Genomic DNA, 25,634 nt, shown 5'->3' on the forward strand with positions numbered 1-25,634 from the left:
ATTTAGAATTTTTTAGTGTAATTGACAAACAAGCGATCTTCACCAAAGTCATTGCCATGTTTTACATTGTAATCAATACGAATATATTGCAGGGCCACGCCTTTTAGGAACGGTTGCTGAAATGCGTAGTTTAAAATCACATTTGACTCGGTTTCGTGGTTTTTTTCACCATTAGCTGCTTTAAAGTCATGTCCGTAAACATATTTCACCATCGCATTTAGGCCTGGCACATAATCTTTAAAATCGTAGCCATACATGACATGGTAAGACTTTTCATCTTCTTTAAAGAAACCTGTAGCATTCCAGTTAATGAAATACGTTTCTGGTAAGAAACCATCTGGTAATGGGTAAGCTGATTCACCAATAATCTGTTGGTAACCCAAGCCAAATGTGTGGTTTTTTACTTTAACGGTTTCAAGTAATCCAATGTTCTGCGCATCAATATCAAAAGTATTGCCATCATCTTTTGCATTGAAGTATTTAAACTTAGAGGTCAGAGCAAAACTTGGTTGCTTCCACGTATGTTCAAGTCCTACATAATGCTTGTTATACAGATCTTCCAAATTACCGAAGTAATATTCGCCTTTTAAAGACGGCGTAAATTGATAGCGCAGGTCAATGTAGTTCAAACCATCAGATTCTTTGGTAATTCCATTTGATGTGAAAGAAAACTTTTTAAAGTCTTCTTCATTTCGTGGCGACACTTTTTCCACTCGGCCAATTTCAGCATAGAGTTGATCTGACAGTTGAGACTTTAAGTTGGTTCCCCAATACGATGTGAGTAACTGACGACTAGCATCTACAGCAGTGACAGGTAAATCTAGCCAGAGTTCACCGACACTTAAAAGTGTTTTGTCATAGCCGAGTTTTAAGGTCGCGCCGTATTTTAGATAGTCTGATGCTTGTGACTGAGTCTCTTTATTAAAAGGCAGAACAGTATCTGCGACATGTTTGTCTGAACTCAAGCGCACGGCGTATTGGACAGAAGCATCAGCCCCAATCGTGATTGGCTTGTCTGCAATGACTAACGGGGTGTCATGCATTTTCGATTTATAAAATAATGACGCTGCCTGAGACCAACTACCAGTATCTTTTAAGGCATCATTATCAAAATCACGGTTGATATAGGCATTCTTTAGCGTGAACTTCCATTCATCTTCGGACTGCTGATTTGGATTTGCAGCCCATGAGTTGCTGCACATCAGTAATAAAGTGGCAACAGCCAAAGTGTGTGGTTTAAAACGGTGAAATAATTCCATAATCCATTTCCCAGATGTATGCCAATCCTCGGCACTACGTAATTTTGAATATTTCGGTACTCTCTAAGCGTTTAGTTAGAGAGTACATTTTTGCAATTGGTGAGACCTATTAATTTAATTTTTCAAGCTTCATGCTTTCACTAAAGAATTTGCAGCCTTTAAAAAGTAGAATTAAAGCCAGTACACAAGACAAACCACCCACAATAGATAAAGAAGAACCCACCATTAATGGGCTACCAAAAACTTTATCTGTAATAATGGCTACCAGTGTTGTGCCAATACCGAGTCCAATTAAGTTACTCACCAAAAGGAAGAGGGCAGAAAGGCGTGCTCTAAACTGGTTTGGGGCTAACATTTGCAAAGCAGTTGCTGAAATCACTAGAGGGAAAGATGCAAAGAACATTGCAGGAATCAGTAAGCTAACTGAAAGCCAAAGCTGATCTGTTTGGGTAAAAAATGCAATTGGAATAATCAGGCCAACAATACCAATTACACCCGTGAACATCGGCGCATCTTGACGGCCTTTTTTGATAAACCAGTCATTTAGCCAGCCTGCACAAAATACGCCTAATGTATTTGCGACTAACAGAATGGTACCAAGCATATAGCCTGTTTCAGTCGGCGCGAGTTGAAACTTACGAATATAAAATGCAGGTGTCCAGCTAGTTAGGCTATAGAGTGCCATTGCATAAAAGGTAAAACCTAAATAATGACAAGCAAATGTTTTCGAATGTTTTTTAATAAACTGAAGACATTGTGTGAATTTAACTTGGTCAACTTGTCCATTTTGGTTGAGTTGTTGGCCTTTACGTGCAGGGTCTTTAACGGTCAGAATAAATAGCAAACCAATAAGGATGCCGGGTAAACCCACTACTAAAAAGGCAATTTGCCATGCCTTGAGTGCGCCTAATAGTGGAACTTCAATGAGTGTCACGCCTTTAAGCAAGTTAATGACATAACCGCCAACTAAGAAGGCAATACCTCCACCTAAAAAAGCACCAATTGAATAGATCCCGACGGCACGCCCCAGTTTGTCCTTACTAAACATGTCGCTAAACATTGAATAAGCCGCTGGAGATAAAGCCGCTTCACCGACACCTACCGCCATACGGCTTAAGAACAGTTGAATAAAGTTTTTACTTAAACCGCAAGTTGCTGTTGCCAGACTCCAAACAATAATCCCGATTGAAATTAATTTTGGTCGTGAAAAACGGTCAGCAATATAGGCTAAGGGTAAACCCATAACCGCATAAAACAGTGAGAAGGCGAGGCCATGTAATAAGCTAAATTGTGTATCTGAAAGTTGGAGATCTGCTTTGATGGGTTCAATCATCAGCGCCAGAATTTGGCGGTCAATAAATGAAATTATATATGCCAACATACAAAGTATGACCACATACCATGCATATGCATTGCTTTTCTTCTGTGTCCTTTCAACAGCGATATTACTTTGGTTCATACACTTAATCCTTATGTATAAAACGCTTAAAGAAATTGATATCTAACTTTTATTATTCCTCTAAAATTTTCGATATTTCCCCCTTTTAGATAAGAATAATAAATAGGCTAGAAATGAGTAATTTGGTCTCGTACAGACCGGAAGAGTGCGTCTAAACCCAATTAGGAGTTAATGGGATTTTTAAGATCATGGAATTATTATTTTCTTTTTATATGTAAAATTCCATTACTTATTGAGTATGTTAGAATACCTAAAAAGTATGTTAAGTAATTATATATAGATAAATTTGTTATATAAAAATTTGATTTTATTAATTTTTATTGTTTTAACAAAAGAGCAGCTAAAGAAAAGAAAATTTTTAACTGCTCTAAGAGAGCTAATTTATCATGATGAGAAATATTTAGCTGGATGGCATCAGGTCAAATAATTTCTTTAACTGGGTATTTAAATTATGTAGCTCGTCTTCTGAAAAAGCATTCAGGATGCCTGCCAAGGTGACCACACTAATTTGATTAATCTGTTCAACCAGCTCAATACCTTTGGCCGTTAATTTCACCATTGAGATCCGTTCATCAGAAGTAGAAGAGTAGACCTCGACAATTCCATCTTCTACCAAGCGATATACAGCTTTTGTTGCCGTCGTTAACTTTAAAGTAGAAAGATTGGCAATGTCGGTAATACTGGCTTCCCCAAGGGCATTAGTACTTAAAATAATTTTACGGCGTGTATTATCAATACCTAGCTTTTTTATTGATTTTTCAATCAGTTGTGAATACTTTCCATTCACTTGGGAAACCCAAAAAAAAGGAAAATTTTGAATACTCGACGGTTCTTTATTAGGAAGAAATTGTTCTAAATGATCAAGCATAGCTAAGCAATAACTTAGTGAAAAAAGGGTAATCCTATTATAAACAAAATTTTGCATATTTCCTTGAGAACAAATTATAAAAAAATACTTGACAATTCCATTAAATTTTCCGATATTTTAATTAATCAATAAAAATACATGGAAAAGTGAATGAATATTATTAGCCAAAGCGTGCACAAAGGAAGTGGCAAGCTCAAGGTCATGGTGAAAGACACAATTGATATTCAAGGTCTAAAAACCATTGCTGGCAGTCGAGCTTTATTAAATGTTGAACCTGCTCAAGATGATGCCGAGGTTGTTAAAAACATTCTAAAAGCAGATTGTGAAATTATTGCGAAAACAAATTTGCACGAATTGGCTTTTGGTATTACAGGCATTAATCACGCTTTTGGTACACCCATCAATCCTAAATATCCTGAACTTATCCCAGGCGGATCTTCAAGTGGTTCGGCTGCGGCAGTTGCTGCTAAACAAGCTGACTTTACTCTAGGCACAGACACGGGTGGCTCTATTCGTATGCCTGCTGCATGCTGCGGAGTTTTTGGTTTAAAACCGACTTTTGGTCGCGTGAGCAGAAAAGGTGTATATCCGCCGTCAAGTTCTTTAGATTGCGTTGGTCCTTTTGCGAATTCAGTCGAGATGATTGAAAAGGCCATGCAAATTATTGATCCAACTTTTAAACCTACTGAATTTACTAGTGCACCAAAAATTGCTGTTTTAGATGTAAAAGCAGATGAGATTATTTGGAACTGTATTTGTCAGGCACTTCAAAAAGCGAATTTAGAGACCGTTTTAGAAAAAGTTGAACATTTTGAAGCGGCTTATGATGCAGGCATGCAGATTATTAATTATGAAAATTGGCAAGCTTTTGGTGAATTAACTCAAACGGGCTTAATTGGTTCTGATGTAAATGGTCGTTTATTAAAAGCTGCCGCAACAACTTTAGAGCAAGTGAAACAAGCAGAAGTTGTGAGAGCACAGCTGACCCAAGAACTCGATGCTTTATTAGAAAAATATGATGCATTGGTTCTACCGACACTTCCACAAATTCCACCAAAAGTTTCTGAAGCTGAAAACACGGTCGCTTTTTTGAATCTTACAGCTTTAGTTCGACCATTTAATTTATCAGGACATCCTGTCATTTCAGTGCCACTTGAAACCAGTGAAGGTTTACCTGTGGGCTTACAGATCGTATCGAAGCATCAAAAAGATGAGCAATTATGCGCTATAGCTAAATTTTGTGTTGATGCAATGCAATAAATTACAAGGAGTTAGATGATGAATAAGTTGTCTAAAATGGAGTTTGCTTCTCAAGACAAAGCAGTTGACTTAGACGCTTTGTGCCAAGAAATTCGTGAGCGTGCCTGTACAGGTGAGTTTGATAATCAGGCCTACGTGAGCCAAGACATTATCGAAAAACTTAAGCAGATTGGTGTTTACCGTGCATTAGTTCCTAAACGTTTTGGTGGCGAAGAATGGTCACCACGGCAGTTTTGCGAATTGATCGAGACTTTATCTAAAGCTGATGGTTCAGTCGGTTGGGTGGCAAGTTTCGGTATGAGCCCTGCGTATTTAGGAAGTTTGCCTGAAGAAACACTGAAAGAATTGTACCAAAACGGCCCAGATGTGGTGTTTGCTGGAGGTATTTTTCCGCCACAACCTGCTGAAATTACCGATGAAGGTGTAGTAGTTCGTGGACGTTGGAAATTTTCCAGCGGCTGTATGGGAGCTGACATTGTTGGCGTGGGGATTTCACCGCTTAAAAACAATGAAATGCAAGGCTTACCACGCATGGCAGTGATGCCTGCAAAAAAAGCCAAAATTGAAATGACTTGGGACACCGTTGGTCTAAAAGGTACGGGAAGCCATGATTTGGTGGTCGAAGATGTATTGGTCGAAAAGAAATGGACCTTTGTACGTGGTGAACCTTCAAAACTAAGTGAGCCATTTTTTAAATATCCGTCCCTGTCTTTAGCGACTCAAGTATTAACCGTGGTGGGTATTGGGGTTGCAGCTGCCGCATTAGAAGAATTTGAAAAATTAGCACCGGGTAAAGCATCGATTACGGGCGGGTCAGAAATTGCCAACCGCCCAGTGACTCAATATGAGTTTGCTCAAGCTGATGCAGAGTTTCAGGCGGCAAAGTCTTGGTTTTATCAAACCATGGACATTGTTTGGAATGAAATTATTGCTGGTCGTGAAGCAACTGCTGAACAGATTAGCGATATGCGTTTGGCATGTACCCATGCAGCGCGAGTTTGCGCCAAAGTGACCCGAAAAATGCAAATGCTCGCGGGCATGACAGCGATCTATACCAACAATCCATTTAGCCGTTTTGTGAATGACACCAACGTGGTGACTCAGCATGCCTTTATGGGCGATGCGACTTTACAAAATGCAGGCTCAATCAGTTTCGGATTAAAGCCAACCCCAGGTTATTTATAAGTTTAATTTTTAAAAGGATATTGAGATGGAAGCTAAAAAATCATTACGCGTTTTATTCTGCATGGGTATTAACCAAAACTTTTTTGACGCAGAGCCAGCTGAAGCAAAAGCGGTTTGGGCAGCGTTTGGTGAAATGTGGAATGGCATTCATGACTTACCGGGCGTGCATGTTTTTGGAAATCTTGATGATGACCAAAGCATGGTTGGCCCAAGTGCAGGTTGGCCTTGGACAACCTACTTGCTTGCAGATGTTCCGGATATTGAAACCGTACACGCGGCTTGTAACTTGTTTAGAACGACTGTGGTGGGTGAAGGTCCATACAAACTTTGGAAATACTGCAAAGTTGAAGCTCGTGTTGGGCGTGAATTGATTATTCAACGTTAAGGCGACCGCAATGACTGACAAAGTGAATATTGCAAAAATCATAGAGCGACTAGAACAGTTAGAAGCGCACAATGCAATTCGTAACTGCCTGAATCGCTATATGGAAATCTGCGACGAGCTTAATGCAAATACAGACCTTGATGAGCTAATGAATCTTTTTGATCAGGACTGTATTTGGGAAGGTATTGGCGAGAAATATGCCAAATCTTTTGGCCGTTATGATTCTTGGCAGTCGATTTACGACATGTTTAAAAGCTATACCCAAAAAGAATCTCACTTTGTTATGAATGCACACTTTGTAAATTCAGAACAAATTTATGTAAATCAAAATGATGCAAATGCTTCTTGGCTCATGTTGCAAACTTCAACCTTTAAAGATGGCCGTAGTCATCTGAATGCAGCAAAGCTCAATGTGAAGTTTCAAAAGCAAGCAGATGGAACATGGAAAATTAAACATTTCCAAACACAGAATATTTTCAGTCGTCCGGTATCGCATTGGCACAGTGAAGCCGAATTGCCGGTACCTTCCCAGGAATGACCCAGGACATATTTAAAAGGACTATTGATATGAACAGTATTATCCCGACGCATAACATTGGCACTGATTACGATGCTTTGGTTCAAAGTGACCGTGCTCATACTTCTCTTTATAAAGATGAACGCATTTTTGATGAAGAAATGGAAAAAATCTTTTATAGCACTTGGGTGTGGGTTGCACACGCGAGTGAAATTCCGGAAGGTGGAAGCTATAAAACGATTAACATCGGTAAACAGCCTGTGGTTGTGGTGCGTGACCGTAAAAAGAAAGTCCATGTACTTTTAAACCGTTGCCGTCACCGTGCAGCAACCGTATGTGAACATAAAAAAGGAAAAACTAATAGTTTTGTATGTCCGTACCACGGTTGGAGTTATGCACTTGACGGTAGTTTACGTGGTGTGCCATCTCCGGAAAGTTACGGCGATTGTTTAGATAAGTCAGAATTACCGCTGGTGAGTCTACGGGTAGAAGAATATAACGGTATGATCTTCGCTTCATTTAAAGAAGACATTCAACCGCTTGAAGAGTTCCTTGGACCAGCAAAAAAATGGATCGACCTGTTTATGAAACAAGGTGCGGGTTATCCAATTAAAGTGTTGGGTGAACACCGCTTCCGTTTTCCGGGTAACTGGAAAATCCAGCTTGAAAATACCACCGATGCATATCACTTCCCGTTGGTACACAAGTCATTCTTAAGTTCTGTAGATGAAAAAACCGAAGAACTCTTTAACTTTGAAAACCAGCCAGGCTTTGTTGAAGACTTAGGCAACGGTCACAGTGTCATGGTGATGATTCCTGAACTGGTCGATTTAGAAGAAGACTTAATGGAGCGACCAATTCAAGAGCGTTTTGAAGACTTGGCTCAAGCTTTGCGTGATGAAGGCCATGAAGAGTTAGAAGTACGCCGTATTGTCCGTGCAGTGGGTGGTTCTGGATTTAACTTAAATTTATTCCCGAATATTGCATGTTCAATGGCGTTCTTCCGTGTGTTACAGCCAATTTCAGTCGCTGAAACAGAGATTCATCACTCGGTGATTACGATGGATGGCGGTCCACAAATTGCCAATCAATATCGCTTACGGTTGCATGAACATTTCCAAGGCCCATTTGGTTTTGGTACGCCAGATGACTCTGAAGCTTGGGAACGCGTACAACATGGTGCCAATGCCGGTAATGATTTATGGATCATGCTCAACCGTGGTTTACCAGGCGAAGTCAAAACTGAAGATGGCTTAAAAAGTGATGTCAGTGCTGAAACAGGTATGCGTGCTGCATATCAGCAGTGGAAAAAGATGATGACAGCTTAAGGAGAGAGCAATGAATATGAATCTGCAATTATTAAATGAAGTCACTGCTTTCATCTGGGCTGAAGCAGATATGTTAGACCACAGCGAGTACCGTGAATGGCTTAATTTATGGAATGAAAAGGGCGTTTATATCATTCCGATTGACCCGAACCTCACAGACTACGAAAACAACTTAAATTATGCCTATGACGATAATCATATGCGTAAGTTACGTGTAGAACGACTCGAAAATGGTGAGGCAATTTCTACGGCACCGAAAGCGAATACGGTACGCAGCATTTCGCGAGTACGGGTGATTCAAGAACAAGATGATGAAATCGTTTTACGCTGTGCTCAAAACCTACGTGAATTTCGTAAAGAAAACCTCAAGCATTACACGGCCGATATTACGTACCATCTAACTCGTGATACCGATACTGGTTTTAAGATTAACCGTAAAATTATTAACTTGGTTAACTCAACCGATACCTTGGCTGGTATTAGCTACATTCTTTAGGAGCGGTAACATGAAACAGGTTGTTTTAGTGACAGGTGCTGCTTCTGGACTCGGTAATGTGATTGCTGAATATTTTGCGAGCCAAGGTCATCAAGTAATTTTGTCGGCAAGTACGCTTGAAAAAGCCGAAAATGCCAAAGCACAAAGTCAGTATGCCCAAAATATATTTCCTTTAAAGCTGGATATTTCGGTCGAGGCAGATTTTCATGCAGCGGTGCAATGGATTGAAGAGAAATTTTCTAAACTTGATGTGTTAATTAACAATGCTACCGTCACTAAAGCAACGCCCGTATTAGAAATTACCGCAGCCGATTTTGATTGGGTGACCCAAGTTAACCAACGCGGCACCTTTCAAGCTTGTCAAATTATTGGCCAATATATGGTCAAAAAAGGTTATGGACGCATCATTAATATGGCGTCTTTGGCGGGACAAAACGGCGGTACTGCAACGGGTGCACACTACGCGGCAACCAAAGGTGCCATTGTGACATTAACCAAAATTTTTGCCAAAGAGTTTGCGGCAAAAGGTGTGACGGTCAATGCGGTTGCGCCGGGACCAATGGAGTCACCAATCGTTCATAGTGTGGTGCCAGACGAAAAAATGGAACAGTTCATCCAGAATATTCCGGTTAAAGCCTTAGGAAGTATGCATTTTATTGCTGAAACCTGTGGGTTGCTTGCGAGTCCAAATGCGAGTTTTGTGACTGGTGCAACATGGGATATTAACGGTGGTTTATTCATGCGTTAAGCCACAAGCTTAGGCATGAAAAGGGAGTTGAATCATGACTACACTTTATGATGTTGTCGTTAAAAATCGCCATGTGGAAGGTGGAAATATTGCAGTTATGGAGTTTGAATCTGCAACTTCTGCTGCATTACCAAAGGTTGAACCCGGTGCACATATTGATGTGCACTTACCGAATGGTATGGTGCGCCAATATTCGCTTTGCCAAAATCCAAATGACGAAGGTAAGTTTCGCCTTGGAATTTTACGTGACCCTGAATCACGTGGCGGCTCGATTTCTGCATTTGATGAAATTAAAGATGGTATGCAAATTCAGGTCAGTGAGCCGAAAAACTTATTCCCACTTTTAAAAGCCAAGCACAGTGTGTTAATTGGCGGTGGAATCGGGATTACGCCATTAATCACGATGGCATATCAACTTGCACATGAAGGTGCATCATTTGAGCTTCACTACTGTGGTGCTAGCCCTGAAAAATGTGCTTTTGTTGATGAAATTAAAAATGGTGTGTTAGCACAATACACAACTTTCCATTTTAAATCTGAAGGCGCAAGCCACAGAGCATTTTTTGAATCTGCCATTAAAGATATTGACTCGGAAAGTCATATTTATACCTGTGGTCCAGTCGGTTTCATGGATTGGGTGATTAACCTCGCCATGACTCACGATTTTCCTGAGCAGCAAATCCACAAAGAGTATTTCCAAGTCGAAACTGACACCTCGGGAGATTCATTTGAGGTAGTGGCTGAGCGTAGCGGAAAAATCATTATGGTCGAAGCTGGCGAAACCATTTTGCAAGCTTTGGCTAAAGAAGGCATCGAGATTGAAATGTCTTGCGAGCAAGGCGTATGCGGAACCTGTATGTGCGATGTAATTGAAGGCGAACCAGATCACAGAGATGTTTATTTTACTGACGAAGAAAAGGCCAGCAATGAGCAAATATTGGTGTGCTGTTCACGCTCTAAAACACCGAGACTAGTTTTAGATATCTAATGCTCTCGCGATTTATATGGATGTAAGAGAAGGTTTAGGAGAAATATGATGAATGTATTACAACAAATAGATGAGTTTACGGTCGATCCACTACAGTTCCGACGGGCATTAGGAAATTTTGCAACAGGCGTTACCATTGTTACTGCACAAAATGCACAAGGTGAGAAAGTTGGTGTAACTGCAAATAGTTTTAACTCGGTGTCACTCGATCCACCACTTATTTTGTGGAGCATTGATAAAAAATCGTCAAGTTTTTCAGTATTTGAAGAATCAACACATTTTGCAGTCAATATTTTATCAGGCACGCAAATTGAGCTGTCTAATAAGTTTTCGAGACGTAATATTGATAAATTTGCCGACACAAATTTTCAACTTGGCGCAGGACGCGCACCCATTTTAGAAAATTGTTCTGCGGTGTTTGAGTGCGAACGTTATCAAGTAATTGAAGGTGGTGACCATTGGATTATTGTTGGTAAAGTGGTTCGTTTCCATGATCAAGGCCGAAGCCCGCTGGTTTACCATCAAGGTGCATATTCTTGTGTCATGCCGCATCCAAGCCTTCAAGTTAAGCAAACTGAACAGAACGGTGTAGACCAAACACATTATGGGCACTTATATAACAATGTCTGCTATTTGATGAGCCGTGCTTTTAAAGCTTATCAAACCGACTATATTCCTAAGCAAATGACTTCTGGTTTCCGGACCAGTGAATCACGGCTGTTGCTCGTTTTGGCCAGTGGTACTGCTTCAAGTAAGGAAGATTTACCGCGTGATATTGCTATGCCAATGCAAGAAGTTGAAAGGTCGGCTGAAATTCTAAAATTTGAAGGCTTATTGGTTGATCACGATAATTTGTATGCACTAACCGAGAAAGGTAAACAAACGGCGCAGTATTTGTTTGATATTGCCGACAGCCACCAAAATGAGGTGTTTAAAAAGTATTCTGAGGAGCAAAAGGATATTTTTATTACCATGCTGCGAGACTTTGCAGGAGTAGCATAAGTCCCATTAAGCTGATAAATTAAATTGATTTATCAGCTTCTTTACATCTAGCTGACTATCAGCAAAACAATTCCAAGGATAAGGAATTTTTGGCACACAATTTGTTTATCAATAAAACAAGATTGCAAATAAGCCAAGACAGTGCACCACCACAAACGCAAAATTTTGAGTGGTGGCACATGTATAGAGAGGTAAGGGATGAACCAATATGTAAGCGATGCATTACTCACATGGACGCACCATATTAAAAGTGTGTGCGGCAATTTTGAAACCGATTTTGATGGAACCCGTAATTTATTCATTGGTGAGGTCCAGTGCTTTTTATTGGGTGACACCGAAATTGCTTTTATCAAAAACAATGCCAATAAGATTGTCCGAAAAGCCGATGAAATCGATCGAGTGAATAATCGTTTTTGTTTTTTGATTTTGCAGTATTCGGGAAAAATGCTGCTCGAGTATAAAAATGAAACTCTTAGCCTGAATGAAGGCGATATTGTCTTGGTCGACCCGGTCGAAACAATTTCGATGTACCCGCAAGGTTTGGTAAGCCAGATTTCAGTGCACCTGTCGCGTGAAAAATTACTGAAAGAAAATATTAGTACCGAATATTTTGGAAAGCTCATTACGCAAAATATGAGTGGTTTTTTACTCAAGAATATTTTGAAAAATATGTCTGCTGAAAACATCAAACTTTGGTACGCAACCGAGGATGGCAATGCTTTTGAAGATGCGCTGATCGCCTTAATCAAACCCACAATCAATTATAAAAATGTTCATAGCTCAAATAACCTCATGGAAAAAGCCGAGCGCTATATTATAGAAAACTTAGCAAAACCCGATTTAACACCTAAATTAATTGCAGAGCATATTGGGGTATCACTACGACATCTCTACCGTTTATTCTTTCAAGAAAATTTATCTATTAACAAATATATACAGCTCAAACGCCTAGAAAAAGTCAAAGCGGATTTGCTTGATAAAAAGAATAAACAAAGCTCGATTACCCAAATTGCCTTGAAGTGGGGTTTCTGGGACGGTGCTCATTTTTCAAAGATCTTTAAAAAGACCTATGGTATCTCTCCTAAAGAGTTTAGAGAGGGTATGTCGGTTTAAATATTTCTTCTTTTAATGTCATTTTTAGACAAATTCGACGTCATTCTTGAACAAGCTAGCCCTATGTAACTGTGTTGAAATTAAATTCATTAGAGCAGGTTAGATAAGCTTAATAACCATAAAACTATTAAGTTAGTCTAATGAATTTCACTCACAGGAAGTGCATTTTAACTGTCTGATTCAGATAGTTCAGGGATAGATGAAAAGGATGAAACCCATGCGTAAACAACGATTATTGAATGACATACAAAAAATACTGGCACTTAACTTATCAATCGCTGCAAGCTTTTGGGGACTCAATACTCAAGCGTTTGCTCATGGTGGAAAGGCCGACATGGTCTCACTTTATCAAAACATGAGTGAGCAAGGCGCTAAAGTTGTTAAAGATGACTTTACCAATACCTATACAATTACCAAAGGCTCTATAGTGGTGAGAGCCAAGCCAAACTCAAATCAGGTTTTAGTGAATGGCAAACCTTTAAAACTCAGTGTCCCGTTATTAATTAAAGATGGTAAACCTGTTATTGGAAAAGATTTTTTTAACGAAGTCTTCCAGTCTGGGTTAGATCAAACCTTTAAAATTGAAAATACGTTTCATCCACTCAATAGCTTAAATTCCGATGAAATTAAAAAGACATTTGATGTGATTAACCGCTCGAAATACGCTTATAAAAATATGCGTTTTGCCGAGTTAAAGCTTAAAGAACCTGAAAAAGCCAAAGTATGGGATTACTTTATTAATCATAAAGATTTTAAAGAAGATCGTATTGCCTCATTTATTTTATTAAAGGGCAATCAAGCGATTGAAGGTGAAGTTAATCTTAATACTCAGCAAGTCACAAAATGGAATGTACTTAAAGATACTCACGGTATGGTTTTGCTCGATAATTTTGAAGCCGTACAGCGCGTAATTGAGACGAGTAAAGAATATCAAGACGCGTTACGCAAACGCGGCATTACCGATGTGAAGAAAGTGATCGCTACTCCGCTAACTGTTGGATATTTTGGCGGTAAAGATGGTCTGGATAAACAACTCAATATATTAAAAGTCGTTGCTTATCTCGATGTCGGCGATGGTAACTATTGGGCGCATCCTATTGAGAACCTAGTTGCTGTAGTCGATTTAGATAAAGAAAAAATTATCAAGATTGAAGAAGGTGCCATCATTCCTGTGCCGATGGCAAATCGACCTTATATGTCGAATAAGCCCGTAGCAAGTAAGCTAAAACCACTCAATATTACTGAACCTGAGGGTAAGAACTTTAGCATTACCGGTCAAACCATACATTGGGGCAACTGGTGTTTGCATGTGGCGTTAGATTCTCGTGTTGGCTTGCAGCTTTCAACTGTGACTTATAAAGATAAGGGCGTAAAACGTAAAGTCATGTATGAAGGTAACTTGGGTGGAATGGTGGTTCCATATGGTGACCCTGATATTGGTTGGTACTTCAAATCTTATTTGGACTCTGGCGAATATGGTATGGGAACACTTACCTCATCTATTCTTCCGGGAACAGATGCACCCGACAACGCTGTTTTACTTGATGCCGTGATTGCAGACTACAAAGGCCAGCCACAAGTAATTCCAAATGCCATTGCTGTATTTGAACGTTATGCAGGACCTGAATATAAACATCACGAAATTTTTGGCAATCAGGATGCCAGTGAAGCTCGCCGTGAACTTGTCGTGCGCTGGATTAGTACAGTTGGAAACTACGATTACATGTTTGACTGGGTATTTTCCCAAAATGGTGTAATTGGAATTAATGCGGGTGCAACGGGTATTGAAGCTGTTAAAGGCGTTAAATCACGCACCATGCATGACAGTACCGCCAAAGAAGACACCAAATATGGAACTTTAATTGACCATAATATTGTGGGTACAACGCATCAGCACATCTATAACTTCCGCTTAGATATGGATGTAGATGGGGAAAACAACAGCTTTATGCATATGGACCCTGTAGTGAAAGCCAATGACAAAGGCGGTGTTCGTACAAGCACGATGCAAATCGATAGTAAAGTCATTACGAATGAGCAAAATGCGGCTGAAAAATTTGATCCATCTACCATTCGATTACTGACTAATTTCAATAAGGAAAATAAATTAGGTAATCCGGTTTCTTACCAATTGATTCCGTTTGCAGGTGGAACACACCCTGTGGCGAAAGGAGCCAATTTCTCTAAAGATGAATGGTTATTTAAACGTTTGAACTTTATGGATAAACAAATTTGGGTAACGCAATATAATCCGGATGAACGCTACCCTGAAGGGAAATATTCAAACCGTTCAACTCATGATACAGGGTTAGGACAGTTCATTGGTAACAACGAAAATATTGAAAATAAAGACCTTGTGGTGTGGATGACAACAGGCACAACCCATGTGGCACGTGCTGAAGAATGGCCAATTATGCCGACAGAATGGGTTTATACCCTAATCAAACCTTGGAACTTCTTTGACAACACCCCGACTTTAAACTTGGGTGAAGAAGAGCAAAACACACAGCACGACCATCACTAAACGGGTGCATGATCTAGAGTGGGTAACGAATCGATTACCCACACTTGAGCACGGTTAGGCCGTTCGCAAAAAAGGAATTTCTCAATGAAAAATTTATTTTCTCAGGTTGTGAGAGGGACTCTCTTTGTCTCATTTTTTTCAACAGTGCATGCTGGTGAAATTGAAATTAAGCCAACTTTTGAAGCAACTTTTGGGGCTTTTAGTAGCGGTAAAAGCTATAACGGCGAAAACCTAGAGGATGAAAGAATCAATTGGCAAGAAGGCCATCTTAAATATGGTGCTAAAGGACAATATACCTTTAAAGGCAATCAGCTCTATGCAAGTTTGAGTGGTATTAGTTCGGCTACATTTGGTGATGGTGACGCAGGCCAAAATAGTAATGGTAAAGAACGCAAAACAGATGTAAATGAATGGGTCATTGGTTTTAAAGACGGCACCAATAAAGATGAGTTAACGACCTATGATTTAAGTATCGGTCGACAAAATATCATGATTGGTGATGGGTTCTTTATTGCGGGTGATGCATTAAACCTCGGTAAAGTGCCGGCGGATGGTGCACTCGATCGGGGCGGCGCATATTATCTGGCAGCCCGTCGAAGCTTTGATTTTACAAGTTTGCTTCAGTACAAACCGCAAGAGAATACCACGCTAAAACTGGCTTATTTAAAATCGGACAATAAAGCACAATTTTCACCTGAACTGTTTGTGACTGATCTGATGTATCAGCTTAAATATAAAGGTGTTGGATTTACTTACTTAAATGTATTAGACCTTGAAGATGCTGAACACGTTTCAGGGCGCGAAGATCTTAAAAATTATGCTTTACGCTTGAATTATCAACCTTTACCAGAACTACAAGTTAAAACTGAGTTTGTAGTTCAAGATAAAAAAGATGGCGACGAAAATGCTGGCTACTTAGCGCTGAACTATAACTTTTTATCTTCAAAATATACGCCTTCATTAGGGTACCGTTTTAGTCATTTTTCAGACCAATACGACCCTATGTTTTATGGAAATACGGTCGGCTTTGGTACATGGTTTCAGGGTGAAGTTGCCGGAAACTATGCTGGACCATTCAATAAAAATGCCGACATTCATCAACTTTCTTACATGATGAATTTGAAAGAAAATTTTATGTTGGGTGCTTTGGCCTATAAGTTCAAAACAGTTAATAAATCTTTAACTAATGTAGATGGACATGAGCTGGATGTCTTTTCGGTCTGGTCAGTTAATAAAAAATTCAACGTGATTCCTTTAGTGGGACTTTATAAACCAAAACACGATATCCATAGTGGCGGCACTCAAAACTACGATGACAAAACCAATGTCTATGCGCAGTTAATTTTGCAATACATCTATTAATAAATCCTTTTAAATGAATTGAGAGAAATAAAAAATGAGTGAAGTTAAGATTTTACAAAGCGTACAGCAATTTATGGCACGTCAACATGGACATTTTATTGATGGAAAGTTAGTTGCTGCCGAGCTTTTAGATAAAGTGGATATTGTGAATCCGTCGACTGAACAAGTGGTTGCTCAAATTAGTATTGGTAGTCAACAAGATGTCGCAAGCGCCGTCAAGAGTGCTGAACATGCTTTTCAAAATGCTTGGGCTGAAACGACGCCGTATGAACGTGGCGTTAAACTAAATAAGTTGGCAGATTTAATTGAGCAACATGGTGAAGAACTTGCACAGCTCGAGACGTTGTCTACAGGAAAACTTATCAATATTTCCCGTCATCTTGAGGTCGCACAATCCGTTATTTTCTTAAGATATTTTGCAGGGTGGGCAACCAAAATTAATGGTCAAACCATGCAACCTTCTATTCCTTCTATGCAAGGTGAGAAATATACGGCCTTTACTTTAAGGCAACCAGTGGGTGTAGTTGCAGGGATTGTGCCTTGGAATTTTTCACTGATGATTGGCGTTTGGAAAATCGGTTCAGCTTTAACAACTGGCTGTACCATTGTGCTTAAACCAAGTGAGTTCGCCAGTTTATCATTATTACGTTTAGCTGAACTTGCTATTGAGGCAGGTATTCCGGCTGGTGTAATTAATGTAGTGACAGGTAAGGGCGATACAGGGCAATATTTAATTGAGTCACCGCTGGTTAAGAAAGTCTCGTTTACGGGTTCGGTACCAGCAGGTATTGCCATTGGTAAACTCGCGATGAGCAGCGATTTAACCCGTGTAAGTCTAGAGTTAGGCGGTAAAAATGCTATAGCTGTTTTGGCTGATGCAAATATTGATGAGATTTTACCGACTTTATTGCAAGCAACTTTTGTGCATCAAGGTCAAGTTTGTGCATCCCCAGAACGTTTTTTTGTACACCGTACAAAATATGATGAACTTGTTGAGAAACTCTCTAAAGCACTTTCTAGTTTAAAAATTGGATCGGCTATGGATGAAGGAAGTATGTTTGGTCCACTCTCTAATCAGCCACATTTTCATAAAGTAAAACATTATTTAGATATGGCTAAAGCCAACAACCAGATTATTGCTGGAGGTGAGGCTCTAGATCAGACAGGGTATTTTGTACAGCCGACTTTAATTTCCTTTAAAAATACCGATGATCCTTTATTTTCAGAAGAAACCTTTGGTCCCGTGGTCGGGATAATGCCATTCGAAACCGATGAAGAACTCATTCAACTTATGAATCAGTCACGTTTTGGTTTAACCGCAAGTATCTGGACAAATGATTTGTCTAAAGCTTTACGTTTAATTCCTAAAATTGAAGCAGGCACCTTATGGGTGAACATGCATACGTTCTTAGACCCGTCGGTTCCATTTGGTGGGGTGAAAGCTTCGGGAATTGGTAGAGAGTTTTCAGATGCATTTATTGAAGATTACACCGAATTAAAATCGGTGATGATTCGATATTAAATTCAAAGATTCTAGGAGATATAAAAAATGGCCGTTATAGGCCATTTTTTGAATCATTAAATTAACCTAATAAAAAATCCTTTAGGATTTTATTAAAAGCTTCTGGTTGCTCGACATTAGAAATATGAGAGGCATCTATTTCTGCAAGTTGTGATTGCGGAAGACGCTGCTGCATAAACTCGCCATCTGCAACTGTCGTTACAGGGTCTTGAGTTCCAGCAACCACCAATACAGGAATTTTGATATCTTTTAATTGCTCACGGACATCCGCTTTAGCCAAAGCCTCACAACAATTGGCATAACCCATTGCGCTGCCAGCACTTAAGTCGTTACACAGGTTGTTGACAATAGAAGGATGACTTTGGATAAAGGGATCTGTAAACCATCGCGAGGCTGCTGTAGCTGCGATCGGTTGTAAACCTTGCTCACGTACTAGTTTTGCACGGTCAAGCCATGCTTGTTCTTGTCCAATTTTAGCGGCAGTATTTGCCACAATGACATGACTAAAACGGTTAGGGTAGTGAATCGCCAGCCATTGACCTGTTAAACCGCCCATGGAAATACCACAAAAAGCAGCTTTGCTAATATTCAGATGATCCAGTAAACGGACAACATCTTCACCTAATTGCTCTACAGTATATGGACCGTCAGGCGTAGATGATGAACCATGACCACGAGTGTCATAGCAGATCACAAAAAATTGATCTTTTAACTCATTAAACTGTTTTTGCCACATACCATAATTGGTGCCCAAAGAATTGGAAAACACCAGAGCAGGGGAAGACTGTTCGCCAAAGGTCTGATAGTTAATTTGTGCATCGGCAGATTGAAAAGATGGCATTTGTTTCTCCTTAAAGTGCTTCAACACGTTCAATAATCAATGCGATGCCTTGCCCCACACCAATACACATTGAACACAAGGCATAACGGCCACCTGTTTGTTCAAGCTGGTTTAAAGCTGTAGTGACTAAGCGTGCACCTGATGCACCAAGTGGATGACCTAAAGCGATGGCACCACCGTTTGGATTCACCTTGTCAGAGTTGTCTGATAAGCCTAAATCACGGGTCACTGCTAAAGCCTGTGCAGCAAAGGCTTCATTGAGCTCAATCACATCCATTTGCTCTAAAGTCAGGTTGGCTTGTTTAAGTAATTTTTTAATCGCTGGTGCCGGAGCAAAACCCATAATGCGTGGTTCTACACCTACGGCTGTTGAAGCAATGATCTTGGCACGCGGTTTTAAGTTGTATGCCTGAACTGCCTCATCAGAAGCAATCAGCAGAGCCGCTGCACCATCGTTAATACCTGAAGCATTACCCGCAGTGACTGTGCCATCTGCTTTTACAACAGGCTTAAGTTTGCTTAAAGCTTCAAGTGTGGTTGATGCACGAGGATGCTCATCGGTATCAATCACAATAGCATCACCCTTACGCTGAGGGATTTCAACTGCCACGATTTCTTTAGAAAAAAAGCCTTTGGCTTGCGCGCTTGCGGTGCGTTGTTGGCTCACCAAGGCAAACTGGTCCTGATCTGCACGATTGACGTTGAACTGTTCAGCGACGTTTTCGGCAGTCTGGGGCATGGTGTTTACACCATACAATTCTTTAAGTTTAGGGTTAATGAAACGCCAGCCCATGGTGGTGTCTTCAATCTTCTGGCTACGGCCAAAGGCACTGTCAGACTTACCCATCACATAAGGTGCACGGCTCATGCTTTCTACACCACCTGCAATTACCAAGTTCGCTTCGCCGGCTTTAATGGCACGGGCAGCAATGGCAATGGCATCGAGTGATGAACCGCATAAACGGTTAATGGTGGTTGCCGGCACCTGATACGGTAACCCAGCAAGCAGTGCTGACATACGGCCGACATTACGGTTATCTTCACCGGCTTGGTTAGCACAGCCATAGATCACATCATCGACCTGTTCCCAATCTACATTTGGGTTACGCTGCATGAGGGCTTTAATCGGCACAGCGCCAAGGTCATCGGCACGGACAGGTGCAAGGCCACCGGCGTAACGGCCAAATGGAGTACGGATGGCATCGATGATATAAGCGTTTTTCATTCTTACATTTCCATTTTGAAATCTATTGCTGTCATTGCCACATAGTTAGGCTTTTCCAGAGTTTGCTGGCGATCATCATGGTTACTAAGTTAAAAGTAGTCATGACAGAGTCTTATCGTGTTGAGTCAAATGCCAGTAGCTAATTCTTGTCACTTTTTTAAAAAAGTAACCAAAAACCTTTGTTGAACAGAGGAGGCTTCCTTACCTCCCTGTCCAACGGGCGACATCCATGTCGCCTGTCACAATAGCGAATTACGGTAAAATCCAAATTAATAAGCAAGAACCGTATTCAAAGAGTTCCATTCAATGTTTCGCGTTGGCGACATGGATGTCGCCTCGTTGCTCAGCACAACAGGGATGTTGTGTCTGAGTAACAAAGGATTTTTGTTACTTTTTATCCTTAAAAAGTAAGGTATTGCCTATACAAAGGGCCTTTGAATATCACCATCATTTATAGGCTGTGGCGCTATTGATTAGCTGCCATACTCAATCAATTTAGAGACTTAATTCGTTGCATCAATCAAAGTTGCACCGGTTAAAGCCTGTAACTCATCAAAGCTAAGACCTTCAACTTTCTCAATCACCTTTAAACCATCTTTGGTTACATCAATCACACACAGGTCAGTGTAAATACGGTCAACACAGTGTTTACCCGTTACCGGATAAGTCAGCTCAGCGACAATCTTTGGCTCACCTTGTTTGGTTACATGGTCTGTAGTGATAAATACTTTCTTGGCACCAACAGCTAAATCCATCGCACCACCAACAGCAGGAATTGCATCAGGTGCACCTGTATGCCAGTTCGCCAAGTCACCATTCGCAGCAACCTGAAATGCCCCAAGCACCGCAATATCAAGGTGACCACCACGCATCATGGCAAATGAGTCGCCATGGTGGAAAAAGCTGCCGCCTTCAAGCATGGTCACAAACTCTTTACCCGCATTAATCAGTTCAGGGTCTTCTTCACCCGCAGCTGGCGGTGGGCCAAAAGCCAACAGGCCATTTTCAGAATGTAGGAAGACATCTTTGTCAGCAGGTAAGTAGCTGGCAATCTTGGTTGGTAAACCAATACCCAAGTTCACATAGGCACCATCTGGAATATCTTGTGCCACACGTTGTGCAATCTGGTCACGGCTGAGTTTCTGGTAGCTCATGTTATTTCTCCTTATTGCTTACTGTGCGGGCTGTACTTGTACAACGTGCTGTACAAAGATACCTGGGGTAATGATGTGTTCCGGATCTAATCCACCCAGTTCAACCACTTCAGAAACCTGGGCAATGGTGACATCAGCAGCCATGGCCATGATCGGGCCAAAGTTACGTGCAGATTTACGGTAAACCAGATTGCCCCAGCGGTCGCCCTTGTAAGCTTTAATCAGGGCAAAGTCAGCCTTAATCGGATACTCAAGCACATAGTCTTTACCATCAATATGACGGGTTTCTTTGCCTTCAGCTAAAAGTGTTCCAAAGCCAGTTGGGGTAAACACCGCCCCAAGGCCCATACCTGCTGCCTGAATACGGCACGCCAGATTGCCTTGCGGTACCAGTTCAAGTTCAACCTTTCCGGCACGGTACAGTTCATCAAATACATAAGAGTCCGACTGACGTGGGAAAGAGCAAATCACTTTTTTAATTGAACCGGCTTTGAGCAGCTTAGCCAGACCATAATCCCCATTACCGGCATTGTTGCTCACAATGGTCAGGTCCTTAACACCGAGTTCAATCAGACCGTCAATGAGTTCAGCGGGTTGTCCTGCAGTACCGAAACCACCAATCAGAATGGTTGCACCATCTTTAATCTGCGATAGAACCTCGCTTAGTGAGGACTTACTTTTGTCAATCATGTGAGAAACCTTAGAGCATGAGGTAACGTGATGTATTACTACCGCTAAAAATTTATTGAAATTCTTAATGGTAGTAATAAATGGAGTAAATTTTGTGAGTCAAAAGCGAACTTTTAACTCACATACACTTTCAATTAAGCACTAGCGCGACGGCGTTCAACTTCAGTTGAAGGAGCAGCAGCGGCTTCTTTAACCAGTTCAATGTTAAATGTGATGTGTTTGAAAGCGTGATCTAAACCACGGCGTTGAATTTCAGCAGGGTCTGTGACATCTACTGCTGTTGCCACTAAACCGTCACGAGTAGCGAAGGCAAAGTCATCCCATAAATACTCATCACCCTCAATGTTGAATTGAGTAGTCAGCTTGCGGTAACCCGGTGCAGAAACGAAGTAGTGAACGTGAGATGGACGGTTACCATGACGGCCTAACTTGTTAAGAAGAGCCTGTGTTGTACCTTCAGGAGGGCATCCATAACCAACTGGCATAGTGGTTAACGCTACATATTTACCATCTGCATCGGTGAAAATGGTACGGCGTAAGTTAAAGTCAGATTGTGACTTATCAAAGAATGAATAGTTACCTAAACTGTTGGCATGCCATACTTCAACTTTGGCATTTTCAATAATATTGCCATCAGTGTCGGTTACCGTACCTTCAATAATTAAGGTATCGATTTTGCCAGTCTCGGTTCCGTCATCCATACGTGCAAAGCCAACTGATTCAGGTGCGCCAGCAACATAAAGTGGACCTTCGATAGTACGAGGTGTACCGCCTGTAATACCAGCTTTGGCATCTGCTTCATCTGCACGTAAGTCAAGGTAATGTTCAAGACCTAAGCCTGCTGCCAAAAGACCAAGTTCATTTGCTTGACCTGCATCGGTAAAATATTCCAAACCTTTCCAAACTTCAGAAGGCTGGATGTCTAAATCTTCGATGGCTTGAAATAAATCCCCAAGAAGGCGCACTACAATTTGTTGAACACGTGCATCAACTTCGCCTTTTGCAGTGTCGACATTCATTTGTTTTACAAGCGCATCAATTTGTTGACGGTTCATACTAAAACTCCTTAAGTATGCAATACGGTTTTGGGTGGCAGCGCTGCGGGCATTTTGTTTTGCTAGCGAATAAGTGCCGCCACGTTCCTTGTTACCTTCTGAATAATCTGCTTGGTTTTTAAATGGACTTCAGAGATCGCATTTAAAAAATTCTTTCTATTTACGAATCATCATCACGAACAGAAGATGGATGACGGTTAAGCGCCATCACTTCAATGTCCATATATGGATAGAGAGGTAAACCTTGTAAAATGTTGTGCAATTCTTCATTGCTCTCTACATCAAAAATGCTGATGTTTGAGTACTGACCTGTAATTCGCCAGATATGACGCCATTTACCTTGGCGTTGTAAGTCTTGCGAATAAGCCTTTTCAACGGCCTTAATTTCATTTGCTTTGTCGGCTGGCATATCAAGTGGAATATGCACATCCATACGTACATGAAATAACATGGGAAACTCCTTATCCTGTTGCCTTAACGACGTAATTTCTCAATCTTATCTTCATCAATTTCAATGCCTAGGCCCGGAGCTGTCGGCAAATGCAATTCAAAGTTTTCGTAACGTAGCGGCTCTTTTAAAATTTCTTCGGTAAGTAATAACGGACCAAATAATTCTGTGCCGAACGCTAACGTTTCAAAAGTTGCAAATACATGGGCCGATGCAATACTTCCTACAGGACCTTCAAGCATAGTGCCGCCATATAGGTCGATACCAGCCAAACCAGCAATTTTGCCAACTTCACATGCTTCAATCAGACCACCAGATTGTTCAATTTTTACGGCAAATACATCTGCACCGTGATTTTTTGCAATACGGTACGCGCTGTCAGGTCCAGTTAAAGCCTCATCAGCCATAATGGCTACATCAAAACGTTGGGTGAGGCGAGCAAGTGCTTCGGTATTTTGAATTGCACATGGCTGTTCGATTAAATCGATTCCACCATCTTGAAGCTGTTGAATACCATGAATACACTCAAGTTCTGACCATGCACGGTTTACATCTACACGTACACTAACATCAGCCCCTAATGCTTTTTTAATAGCAATCACATGGTCAACATCTTGCTGTAAAGGACGCGCACCAATTTTAAGTTTGAACGTGTTGTGGCGCTTTAGCTCAATCATTTTGCGAGCTTCAGCAATATCTTTTTCCGTGTCACCAGACGCAAGCGTCCAAAGCACAGGTAAACTATTACGCAGACGTCCACCTAAAACTTCGCTTAATGGCACACCTAAACGTTTGGCCTGAATATCAAGTAGGGCAGTCTGAATGGCACACTTAGCAAAGCGGTTACCATTAATATTTTTACGAATCAGTTTTAGTGTTTGTGCAACATTTAAATCTTTAACTGATGTCAGTAATGGTGCAAAGTAGGTATCAATATTGGCTTTGACACTCTCAGGACTTTCTTCACCATAGTTCAGCCCACCAATGGTGGTGGCTTCACCCCAACCGACAATACCATCCGTGGTCGTAATTTTAACGAGTACCAAAGTCTGGGTACGCATAGTAGTCACAGACAACTGGTGAGGACGGATAGTTGGAATATCCACAAGTATGGTTTCTATGGTTCTATACATGAAGTTTCAACTATTACGAACTTGTTTGTATACCATAGAAGAATGTAATAGCCTAAAATAGATATAGAACGGTATTTTAAGATACTAAAAAGGTATATTAATGGAATTAAGACATCTACGTTATTTTGTTACCGTTGTTGAAGAACAGAGTCTGACGAAAGCTGCAGAAAAGCTTTTTATTGCTCAGCCACCTTTAACACGCCAAATCAAAAAACTAGAAGAAGAATTAGGGATCGATTTATTCGAAAAAGGCTCTCGTCCATTAAAAGTAACAGAAGCAGGGCTGTTTTTTTACCAGCATGCGGTGCAAATTTTGACGCATACCGCTCAAGCTGCTTCGATGGCTAAAAAAATGAAGCTAGTCGAGAACGTTGTTAAAGTTGGTTATGTGAGTTCGCTTCTTTATGGGCGATTACCACAGGTCATTTATCTATTTAGGCAAAAAAATCCTGACATTCATGTCGAGCTTATTGAATGTGGTACACGAGATCAGGTGGAAGCATTAAAACTCGGTAAAATTGATTTAGGTTTTGGTCGATTACCAATTAGTGATCCAGCCATCAAGCGGCTTCTACTCAGAAAAGAAAAATTAAAACTCGCAATCCATAAAAAACACCCATTAAGTGATTTCCAAGAGTCAGGAATTTATTTATCTCAAATTATCAATGAGACAATTTTCTCTTACCCAACTACACCTAAACCAAATTTTTCGACCACTATTCAAGCTTTATTTACCAAATTAGGTCTTGTTCCAGCCAAGCTGACTGAAGTACGAGAAATTCATATGGCACTTGGCTTAGTGGCATCCGGAGAGGGTATTTGTATTATTCCGGAAAGCGCCTGCGACATTGGAATGAAGAATCTAACTTATTTAAATATTTTAGACTTAGAAGCCTATAGTCCCATCTCTCTATCCATGCGCAACATGGACCAAAGTTCCTATATTCCTAAAATCTTAGATTGTATTGAAGAGATCTATAGCGAAGAAGAAGTATCCAGAAATTTGAATTTATAAATTTTTAATATGCTTTAAATTGAATTATCATGTTATTTTAAAACTTTAAACCTATAG

Annotated in this window: 24 protein-coding genes; 14 read left to right on the forward strand and 10 right to left on the reverse strand. The window is 40.5% G+C overall.

Annotated elements, in window-relative coordinates; translation table 11 throughout:
* Window positions 1-2: 2 nt before the first annotated feature.
* The 3 genes from G9371_RS12700 to G9371_RS12710 form a co-directional block, all read right to left on the reverse strand.
* Complete coding sequence (locus G9371_RS12700) at window positions 3-1,259, reverse strand: OprD family outer membrane porin (protein ID WP_029424776.1); 1,257 nt, start codon at window positions 1,257-1,259, stop codon at window positions 3-5.
* A 109-nt stretch (window positions 1,260-1,368) separates the two neighbouring features.
* On the reverse strand, window positions 1,369-2,718 hold the full coding sequence (locus G9371_RS12705) for a spinster family MFS transporter (protein WP_029424777.1): 1,350 nt from the start codon (window positions 2,716-2,718) through the stop codon (window positions 1,369-1,371).
* Between the two features lie 400 nt (window positions 2,719-3,118).
* Window positions 3,119-3,586 (reverse strand): MarR family winged helix-turn-helix transcriptional regulator, encoded by a 468-nt coding sequence (locus G9371_RS12710; RefSeq protein WP_002121038.1) that lies wholly within the window; start codon window positions 3,584-3,586, stop codon window positions 3,119-3,121.
* A gap of 150 nt (window positions 3,587-3,736) precedes the next feature.
* Here G9371_RS12710 and G9371_RS12715 point away from each other — a divergent pair, with 150 nt between their 5' ends.
* The 13 genes from G9371_RS12715 to G9371_RS12775 all read left to right on the forward strand — a co-directional run bounded on the left by G9371_RS12715 (window position 3,737) and on the right by G9371_RS12775 (window position 18,016).
* Window positions 3,737-4,846 (forward strand): amidase, encoded by a 1,110-nt coding sequence (locus tag G9371_RS12715; protein WP_029424778.1) that lies wholly within the window; start codon window positions 3,737-3,739, stop codon window positions 4,844-4,846.
* Between the two features lie 36 nt (window positions 4,847-4,882).
* On the forward strand, window positions 4,883-6,031 hold the full coding sequence (locus G9371_RS12720; RefSeq protein WP_080593013.1) for an acyl-CoA dehydrogenase family protein: 1,149 nt from the start codon (window positions 4,883-4,885) through the stop codon (window positions 6,029-6,031).
* Between the two features lie 25 nt (window positions 6,032-6,056).
* A complete protein-coding gene (locus G9371_RS12725) occupies window positions 6,057-6,416 on the forward strand; it encodes a hypothetical protein (protein WP_000387554.1) in 360 nt (119 codons plus the stop codon).
* A 10-nt stretch (window positions 6,417-6,426) separates the two neighbouring features.
* Window positions 6,427-6,954 carry a nuclear transport factor 2 family protein gene (locus tag G9371_RS12730; protein WP_029424779.1) on the forward strand — a complete coding sequence of 176 codons (528 nt, stop codon included), beginning with the start codon at window positions 6,427-6,429 and terminating at the stop codon, window positions 6,952-6,954.
* A gap of 29 nt (window positions 6,955-6,983) precedes the next feature.
* Window positions 6,984-8,261, forward strand: a complete 1,278-nt coding sequence (locus tag G9371_RS12735; RefSeq protein WP_029424780.1) for an aromatic ring-hydroxylating oxygenase subunit alpha — start codon at window positions 6,984-6,986, stop codon at window positions 8,259-8,261.
* A 10-nt stretch (window positions 8,262-8,271) separates the two neighbouring features.
* A complete protein-coding gene (locus tag G9371_RS12740) occupies window positions 8,272-8,757 on the forward strand; it encodes an aromatic-ring-hydroxylating dioxygenase subunit beta (protein ID WP_017394039.1) in 486 nt (161 codons plus the stop codon).
* Window positions 8,758-8,767: 10 nt separating this feature from the next.
* On the forward strand, window positions 8,768-9,505 hold the full coding sequence (locus tag G9371_RS12745) for an SDR family NAD(P)-dependent oxidoreductase (protein ID WP_029424781.1): 738 nt from the start codon (window positions 8,768-8,770) through the stop codon (window positions 9,503-9,505).
* A gap of 34 nt (window positions 9,506-9,539) precedes the next feature.
* A complete protein-coding gene (locus G9371_RS12750) occupies window positions 9,540-10,493 on the forward strand; it encodes a PDR/VanB family oxidoreductase (protein WP_029424782.1) in 954 nt (317 codons plus the stop codon).
* Between the two features lie 45 nt (window positions 10,494-10,538).
* Window positions 10,539-11,495 carry a p-hydroxyphenylacetate 3-hydroxylase reductase component gene (locus tag G9371_RS12755; protein ID WP_086374561.1) on the forward strand — a complete coding sequence of 319 codons (957 nt, stop codon included), beginning with the start codon at window positions 10,539-10,541 and terminating at the stop codon, window positions 11,493-11,495.
* Between the two features lie 198 nt (window positions 11,496-11,693).
* Window positions 11,694-12,608 carry a transcriptional regulator FeaR gene (gene feaR / locus G9371_RS12760; protein WP_029424784.1) on the forward strand — a complete coding sequence of 305 codons (915 nt, stop codon included), beginning with the start codon at window positions 11,694-11,696 and terminating at the stop codon, window positions 12,606-12,608.
* Between the two features lie 208 nt (window positions 12,609-12,816).
* Entirely contained in the window at window positions 12,817-15,132 is a 2,316-nt protein-coding gene (tynA, locus tag G9371_RS12765) for a primary-amine oxidase (protein WP_086221566.1), read from the forward strand.
* 144 nt (window positions 15,133-15,276) lie between these two features.
* A complete protein-coding gene (locus G9371_RS12770; protein ID WP_086374562.1) occupies window positions 15,277-16,494 on the forward strand; it encodes a hypothetical protein in 1,218 nt (405 codons plus the stop codon).
* 34 nt (window positions 16,495-16,528) lie between these two features.
* On the forward strand, window positions 16,529-18,016 hold the full coding sequence (locus G9371_RS12775) for an NAD-dependent phenylacetaldehyde dehydrogenase (protein WP_029424787.1): 1,488 nt from the start codon (window positions 16,529-16,531) through the stop codon (window positions 18,014-18,016).
* A 61-nt stretch (window positions 18,017-18,077) separates the two neighbouring features.
* On the opposite strand, the gene pcaD is transcribed toward G9371_RS12775, so the two are convergent.
* The 7 genes from pcaD to G9371_RS12810 form a co-directional block, all read right to left on the reverse strand.
* Entirely contained in the window at window positions 18,078-18,857 is a 780-nt protein-coding gene (gene pcaD, locus G9371_RS12780) for a 3-oxoadipate enol-lactonase (RefSeq protein ID WP_029424788.1), read from the reverse strand.
* 10 nt (window positions 18,858-18,867) lie between these two features.
* A complete protein-coding gene (pcaF, locus tag G9371_RS12785; RefSeq protein WP_029424789.1) occupies window positions 18,868-20,082 on the reverse strand; it encodes a 3-oxoadipyl-CoA thiolase in 1,215 nt (404 codons plus the stop codon).
* A gap of 503 nt (window positions 20,083-20,585) precedes the next feature.
* Window positions 20,586-21,236 (reverse strand): 3-oxoacid CoA-transferase subunit B, encoded by a 651-nt coding sequence (locus G9371_RS12790; RefSeq protein ID WP_029424790.1) that lies wholly within the window; start codon window positions 21,234-21,236, stop codon window positions 20,586-20,588.
* Window positions 21,237-21,254: 18 nt separating this feature from the next.
* On the reverse strand, window positions 21,255-21,926 hold the full coding sequence (locus tag G9371_RS12795; RefSeq protein WP_000566012.1) for a 3-oxoacid CoA-transferase subunit A: 672 nt from the start codon (window positions 21,924-21,926) through the stop codon (window positions 21,255-21,257).
* Window positions 21,927-22,060: 134 nt separating this feature from the next.
* A complete protein-coding gene (gene catA, locus G9371_RS12800; RefSeq protein ID WP_001081618.1) occupies window positions 22,061-22,981 on the reverse strand; it encodes a catechol 1,2-dioxygenase in 921 nt (306 codons plus the stop codon).
* Between the two features lie 160 nt (window positions 22,982-23,141).
* Complete coding sequence (gene catC / locus G9371_RS12805; protein WP_000897235.1) at window positions 23,142-23,432, reverse strand: muconolactone Delta-isomerase; 291 nt, start codon at window positions 23,430-23,432, stop codon at window positions 23,142-23,144.
* A gap of 23 nt (window positions 23,433-23,455) precedes the next feature.
* Window positions 23,456-24,562, reverse strand: coding sequence for a muconate/chloromuconate family cycloisomerase (locus G9371_RS12810; RefSeq protein ID WP_001986121.1), 1,107 nt, complete (start codon window positions 24,560-24,562; stop codon window positions 23,456-23,458).
* A 100-nt stretch (window positions 24,563-24,662) separates the two neighbouring features.
* Between G9371_RS12810 and G9371_RS12815 the strand changes: the two genes are divergently transcribed.
* Window positions 24,663-25,577, forward strand: coding sequence for a LysR family transcriptional regulator (locus tag G9371_RS12815; protein ID WP_000423293.1), 915 nt, complete (start codon window positions 24,663-24,665; stop codon window positions 25,575-25,577).
* Window positions 25,578-25,634 lie beyond the last annotated feature (57 nt).

The organism is Acinetobacter sp. EKM10A, assembly GCF_011075215.1.
GTDB lineage: Bacteria > Pseudomonadota > Gammaproteobacteria > Pseudomonadales > Moraxellaceae > Acinetobacter > Acinetobacter baumannii.